Origin of the sequence: Bacteroides sp. BFG-606 (genome assembly GCF_024788145.1) — a bacterium.
Classification (GTDB): domain Bacteria; phylum Bacteroidota; class Bacteroidia; order Bacteroidales; family Bacteroidaceae; genus Bacteroides; species Bacteroides vicugnae.
Genome location: NZ_JANUIL010000005.1, coordinates 1 through 5,576 on the forward strand (window position 1 = coordinate 1; position 5,576 = coordinate 5,576).

8 protein-coding genes are annotated in these 5,576 nt (G+C 39.7%); 6 read left to right on the top strand and 2 right to left on the bottom strand.

The window, feature by feature from the left end; all coding sequences use genetic code 11:
* The 5 genes from NXV01_RS25815 to NXV01_RS25835 all read left to right on the top strand — a co-directional run bounded on the left by NXV01_RS25815 (window position 1) and on the right by NXV01_RS25835 (window position 2,541).
* Window positions 1–249, top strand: coding sequence for an AbrB/MazE/SpoVT family DNA-binding domain-containing protein (locus tag NXV01_RS25815; RefSeq protein WP_005812783.1), 249 nt, complete (start codon window positions 1–3; stop codon window positions 247–249).
* Entirely contained in the window at window positions 243–563 is a 321-nt protein-coding gene (locus tag NXV01_RS25820; RefSeq protein ID WP_005799262.1) for a type II toxin-antitoxin system PemK/MazF family toxin, read from the top strand. The genes NXV01_RS25815 and NXV01_RS25820 overlap by 7 nt, the downstream gene beginning before the upstream one ends.
* Window positions 564–599: 36 nt before the next feature.
* A complete protein-coding gene (locus tag NXV01_RS25825; protein WP_005799260.1) occupies window positions 600–998 on the top strand; it encodes a hypothetical protein in 399 nt (132 codons plus the stop codon).
* A 641-nt stretch (window positions 999–1,639) separates the two neighbouring features.
* Window positions 1,640–2,230 (top strand): protein rep, encoded by a 591-nt coding sequence (locus NXV01_RS25830; RefSeq protein ID WP_259017341.1) that lies wholly within the window; start codon window positions 1,640–1,642, stop codon window positions 2,228–2,230.
* A 17-nt stretch (window positions 2,231–2,247) separates the two neighbouring features.
* Window positions 2,248–2,541 carry a hypothetical protein gene (locus NXV01_RS25835; RefSeq protein WP_240054026.1) on the top strand — a complete coding sequence of 98 codons (294 nt, stop codon included), beginning with the start codon at window positions 2,248–2,250 and terminating at the stop codon, window positions 2,539–2,541.
* On the opposite strand, the gene NXV01_RS25840 is transcribed toward NXV01_RS25835, so the two are convergent.
* Window positions 2,528–3,106, bottom strand: a complete 579-nt coding sequence (locus NXV01_RS25840; protein WP_259023511.1) for a hypothetical protein — start codon at window positions 3,104–3,106, stop codon at window positions 2,528–2,530. The two genes, NXV01_RS25835 and NXV01_RS25840, sit on opposite strands and share 14 nt — an antisense overlap.
* Here NXV01_RS25840 and NXV01_RS25845 point away from each other — a divergent pair.
* On the top strand, window positions 3,081–3,851 hold the full coding sequence (locus tag NXV01_RS25845) for a hypothetical protein (protein ID WP_005799241.1): 771 nt from the start codon (window positions 3,081–3,083) through the stop codon (window positions 3,849–3,851). The genes NXV01_RS25840 and NXV01_RS25845 overlap by 26 nt on opposite strands.
* Before the next feature lie 69 nt (window positions 3,852–3,920).
* On the opposite strand, the gene NXV01_RS25850 is transcribed toward NXV01_RS25845, so the two are convergent.
* Complete coding sequence (locus NXV01_RS25850) at window positions 3,921–5,171, bottom strand: NBU/pMV158-type mobilization protein (RefSeq protein ID WP_005799237.1); 1,251 nt, start codon at window positions 5,169–5,171, stop codon at window positions 3,921–3,923.
* Window positions 5,172–5,576: the final 405 nt, after the last annotated feature.

A 5,576-nucleotide genomic window follows, 5' to 3' on the forward strand; every position in this document is an offset into this window, starting at 1 on the left:
ATGGTAACGAATATTATTCAGATTGGAAACAGCAAGGGGATAATACTTCCTTCCGAAGTATTGAAACAGTTGCGTTTGTCCTTGAAATCGGCTGTGAGCATTTCTTTGGACGGGAACAATATTGTGATAAAGGCACAACCACGGCAGGGATGGGCGGAAGCTGCCAAACGTGCCCATGAGAATGGGGATGATGAGTTGCTTATCCCTGATGTGTTTGAGGATGAAAAGTTTGAGGATTGGACATGGTAGAACAGTATGAAGTGTATTGGGTAGAGTTAGACCCTACCCGTGGGGGTGAAATGGCAAAGACACGGCCATGTGTAGTTGTCACTCCTTCAGATTTGAATATGTACCTTACAACAGTAGTCATTGTTCCGATAACCTCAACGATAAGAAATTATCCTTACCGGGTTCTGTGTTCTGTAGCCGGGCGTGAAGGAGAGATAGCCACTGATCAAATTCGCACGGTGGATAAAAGCCGGCTGAAAAGAAAGATTGGAGATTTGAATTTCAGTGAGATAAAAAGGTTACGTGAAGTGTTTCAGCAAATGTTCTGTGAATAATGGAAAGTACGGAAAGAAAAATGCAAATAAGACATTATGAAACCAACTGACTACATCGAATGGGATAACCTGAAGGATATTCCATTCTTCCTCTGTCAAGTAGTCGAGGACAGAGAAAAACAAGATTTGGATATTTACTATTTGGGCAAACGTGTCTTGCACGATTACGACCATGTGGGGCACTATTTGCGGACTGCCGTTATCTTGTTCCGCAGGGTAAAGAGCCGCACAGCAGACTGGGTAAACCTGCGTAACCTTTGGACGCTGCGCAACTGTGTGCGTGAGAACTACAATCACGGCATAGGAATGAACGACCTTATTTTTGGGGAGAATTTCGATGGAGATAATCTCGATACGCTTACACCACTTACAAAGAAACGCTTTGATTTTTTGTGTAAGCGGATTAAGGAACTTGACCCATATGCAACTATTTAACACTCCATTGAGTGAAGGCAGGGTTTGTCTTTGTGTGCTCCCCTTTTGGGGGACGGGAGGGGGATAAGAAAAAAAATACCACCGGAGATGTCGGATATCCGTCAATTCACTCCGGTGTTTTTTTTGCAACTCTCCCGTATCGCTCGGCAAGGGTTGTCTTTGTGTACGGCAAAGATAGTTTTTTTTCCGGAAGTATCTTTGTCTGTTGTGGATTTAGTAGTGTATTTGTGTCAGAATTGCGCAGCCGGGGGAATGGGGGCGAGCCCCCATACTAGATAAACTAGAAAGTTTCGTGGTAAATGCTTTTTGACTTGTTATATGTAGGTTTTTTGAATGATGTTTGGCGGTTTGGAATGAATTACCTACTTTTGGGCTGAGAAAAAACGAAAGCCCGAAGGCAGTAACCAACGGGCTTTGTATTTTAAGAATTAGCAATCGTTTGTGTTCGTTCTTGGCGGGGCGGATACCAAACGAAAGCCACATCAAAATTTCATATGTGCAAAGATAGAACAAATATAACCAACTGCAAAGAAAGTCCGTTAAAAAACGGTTCTGATAGTCTTAAAAAAAAGGCTAAAGTAAAAATCATATCCCATAATTTTACTCGAAAACTTTCGGAAAAGAATCCGGATAGTAAGCTGATGAAAGCATATATGGATGCCCATGTGTGTTCAAATGTTTATACTGTGCAGGGAGGTAAGGCGCATTCCCATTATTGTCATCGGGCTTTTTGTCCTATTTGTCAGCGTATTCAAACGGCACAAAATGTAAAGAAGTTCCTTCCGGTTATGAAGTATTTGGCTTCGGAAGGCAGAGAGTTTTATTTTGTGACGCTTACCTTGCAAAATTGTGTAACCGATGATGCAAGGGTATTGCGAGATTTCATGCGTAGATGTAACCGGATGTGGGCTGATGGTATAAGGACGAAACACAAGTTTCGTTCACTTGGTATTTCGGGGGTGATTAAGAAGGAGTGTACCTATCATGTAGTAAAAAAGGATTTGTTTTCGTTCCATTATCATTTTCATATTATTGTTGATTCATTGGAAGCTGCAAAATATGTAGTAGCCCAATGGAAGAAATTGCATGGTAGTACGGTTGCTGATGCCCGTTTTCAGAAATATAAGAAGATAGAGGATTTTGAAAATGCAGCGATAGAGGTTTTTAAGTATGCTTCAAAGGCTTCTGTCTCAAAATCGAAAGGTCGTGACGGTAAAAAAAGATTCAGATAAATTATAAGGCTTTGGATATGATTTATACTGCCATGCATGGGATGCAGCGCATGAGTAGTTTCGGACAGTTCCGCACCATGATCGGAGATGAAGCGTTGAATGATTTTAGAGATGAGGATTTGGTTCTTAATATTGAGGGATTGAATGTTGAAGATGGTTGTTATACTTGGTATATGTCTGTGAAAGATAAGGTGGCTGATTGGTATAATATGGAAACTGGGGAGGCATTGTGTTGTTATAAGGTCACCCGGAAGGATGAACTTTTGCAGGATATTTATTTAGATGAGGATATTTTTCCTAATAGTGGGTAGTTGTTAGTTTGTTGTATTGTTTTCTTGGTATGGTGTGAGTTCTATGTATTTCGCCAAATTTTCCACTTCTGTCATAGAAGGAAAATTTGTTTTTAGTTAGCTCGTCTATGTCCCAGTAATGTTCTCCACCAAAATAAATGGTACTGAAACTTGGATCACCGAATGACCATTGTCCGTAGATATTGGCTTCTTTTTTATTTCCTTGTTTGTCGATTTCTATATTTGTACGGGTATATGTTCCGTTTTTATTGAATTTGTATGTACCTTGCCAGACACTGCCGTTTTCGTCTGTTGTTTTTTTACCAGCCCATGTAATATCACAAATTAATGAGATTATGCTTTCTTCTCCATGGTTGTAGTATCCTTGTTTTTCAACACATCCGGTGTTTGAAATAAGAAAAAGTGATACTGTTGAAATAAGTAAAGAGATATGTATTATTCTATTCATAGTTAAATATTTAATATTCAATGCAAAAATAGGAGAAATTTTATATTTTTGGGCGAAACCTTTATTTATTAACTTTAAAAAAGGAGGATTTATGAAAAAAGTAATGTTTATGTTCATCAGTCTACTGACTGTTTTGGGTGTTTGTTCGTGTAATGATAATGAAGTAATAGAACCTGTGGTTAGTGATTCTGTATCTGATATGGAGGTCTTATCTCGTTTTGTTGATGTAAATGAGATTACAAATGAATACTATTTCAATGAGAATAAGAAAACGAGGGCGTTGTCTTATGTAACAGGTTCGGATTGGCAGGATTTAGAAAAAGTTAGTCCTTTGAGTATTGAGAAATATAAGAATAACCTGCAGGTTTTAAATGCTCAAGTGGCAAGTGCTATTTCAAATCCTAATACCGCTTATGTTGTTTTTTCTGTAAATGGAAAGACTTTGGTTAAAAAGGTGAAGGAGGATGCTAATTTTGATTTTTCAGTATTTAGGGATGTTGTAACGGAAACGAGGGCTGTTCTCCCTTCTTTGAGTATTAATGGAGGTTCTCAAAGCACTACCGGAGTTTTTTACGATTCCAGTCGTACTTTAAAGATGCAAGTTGATTTGAATGCTTCAATACAGAATAATTATTATTTCTTTGAAGTATTAAATCCTAATGCTAAACCAAGTCCGGATGATAATATAACGACACCTGAAAGTGTTGCTTTTAGTGGAACTGGACCGTTATGGAGTAACACTTTCACTTGGACTTCGTATTGGGATGCAAATGTACCTGGTCAAGGTTTTAAATGGGAGTTTAAAGGAAAAGGTACTACTCCTTCTTTTGGTTTTATAGCTAATTGCACCTTTAGTCGTTAAAAAATGAACGGGATTTAATTTGAATTGCACTTCTCAAAAAAGAGAAGTGCAATTCTTTTTAGTGTCTTTCTATCGGTGTAGCCAGTTACCGTTATCTAAAGTCTTTTGTAGTGTATTCCAAAGTTCTTTAAGAAAGTTTTTAAAGTGGATGTTATTTAGCCAAATTGTAGTAATACCATTCTGACTTTTGGAGATATCTATTTTCACGTTTTTAACTTGGTATGATTTTCTCTTGTCTTTATCGTAAAGGTTTCCAGTGTAGTATATTTCCTTTCCAATAAGAAGTTGTCGGATATCTTTATTTTGTATTCCCATAGTTTGGAGTTCCTCTATATTTTCCTGTGCATTTTCCATTTCCGGAAAAAGGTTGGTTATGGGTTTTAGTTTGGATGCTTCTGCCTTTATCTGTCTGTCGGTTGTTTCCTGTACCCTTCGCATCTCGATGTTGTTGGTTCTTAATTGTCCTTCTAAATTTTGATTCTTGAATGAGAGGTTATAATTTTCTTTTTTGAGGGTTTCAATTTCTTTGGCTTGTCGTTTTACTTCCCCTACATTAAAGACGCTTGTAACGGCATTAAATACGGTTTTTCCGGCTTTTGCGGCAGCTTCTTTGGCTTCGTTGATGTGTATGTCGGTTTTCATGCTGTTTAGCTCTTTTTGTGCCGTACTAAGTTCCTTTTGGACTGTGGTGATTTTCTCGGTTCCGGCAGTGTATGCCCTGTTTAGTTGCTCGATGTCTTTTTGAAGTTGTTCAGCTTTCTCTGTTTCCATTTTGTTTTTGTATTGCATGGCCGACAAGTGTTTCTTGTCTGAAGAAACTCCACGTTCCATGTTGAGACACTCTGCTGTTATAGTCTGCATCTCCGCCATGTCGTGTCTGTTCAGCTTTACAGTTTTTCCTGTATGGCCGTCCGTCCAGTCAAAGATCATGTGCGCATGATAGTTCGGTTTCCATGCTTCTTCCTTTCCGTCCCATACGTTTGCGCCTTCATCCTTATGGGTGTAGATTTGGAAGGCGTGCACTCCAAAGCGTTCTTCCAGTTTTTCGGCCAAGTCTTGAAGCTGCTGGATTGTGGTTTCCTCGCTGATTACTATTACCCCTTCCCGGATTGGGGTAGCTTTCTTCTGTAATCCTTGTCCGGTGGCTTCCTTGTATTTTTCCGTTATGTCCCGGTGTACTTCGGCAATGGAACATTCTACCCACTGTTCGTTGCGGTGTGTGAGTTCCGGACGGATGTAGTCGAGCTCCTTGCTTCTTAAGTTGTGACGTTCCGAGCTGCCTATATTGCAGGCTTCCACTCTGATACATGTCTTTGCCATATCTTTAGGTTTTAGGTGTGTATGTCTGTTTAGAAGATGTGGCGTGAAACGTCACATCGCACGGGGTCGAGGGGACACCCCTCGCACACAACCCCTTTAGGGGTTATAGTGTGCTATAACCTTTTGCAAAGGTAAGCCTTCCGGACGGGATTTGCAAGCGCTCTGCCATGTGTTCCGGATGTGCTTGGGAACAGAAGCCGGACAAAAGGGAAAAGGACACAAGGCACAATAAAAAATCATCGGTCGGGGAGCGCTGCACGGCAAGGGGGTGCACCAACACTCCCGACGAGTGCAGCCATTGACAGGGTTCTCGGTGAAAATGGAAAAAAGTTGTTTTTCCTTTTGTTATTGTTATAACTTTACATATATTTGTATCGTGATAATCAATTATAAAGTTATAACATT

Bases quoted from the DNA above. Each gene is read 5' to 3' on its own strand.
- NXV01_RS25815 (WP_005812783.1), top strand. From the start codon at position 1: ATGGTAACGAATATTATTCAGATTGGAAACAGCAAGGGGATAATACTT.
- NXV01_RS25820 (WP_005799262.1), top strand. From the start codon at position 243: ATGGTAGAACAGTATGAAGTGTATTGGGTAGAGTTAGACCCTACCCGT.
- NXV01_RS25825 (WP_005799260.1), top strand. From the start codon at position 600: ATGAAACCAACTGACTACATCGAATGGGATAACCTGAAGGATATTCCA.
- NXV01_RS25830 (WP_259017341.1), top strand. From the start codon at position 1,640: ATGAAAGCATATATGGATGCCCATGTGTGTTCAAATGTTTATACTGTG.
- NXV01_RS25835 (WP_240054026.1), top strand. From the start codon at position 2,248: ATGATTTATACTGCCATGCATGGGATGCAGCGCATGAGTAGTTTCGGA.
- NXV01_RS25845 (WP_005799241.1), top strand. From the start codon at position 3,081: ATGAAAAAAGTAATGTTTATGTTCATCAGTCTACTGACTGTTTTGGGT.
- NXV01_RS25840 (WP_259023511.1), bottom strand. From the start codon at position 3,106: ATGAACATAAACATTACTTTTTTCATAAATCCTCCTTTTTTAAAGTTA.
- NXV01_RS25850 (WP_005799237.1), bottom strand. From the start codon at position 5,171: ATGGCAAAGACATGTATCAGAGTGGAAGCCTGCAATATAGGCAGCTCG.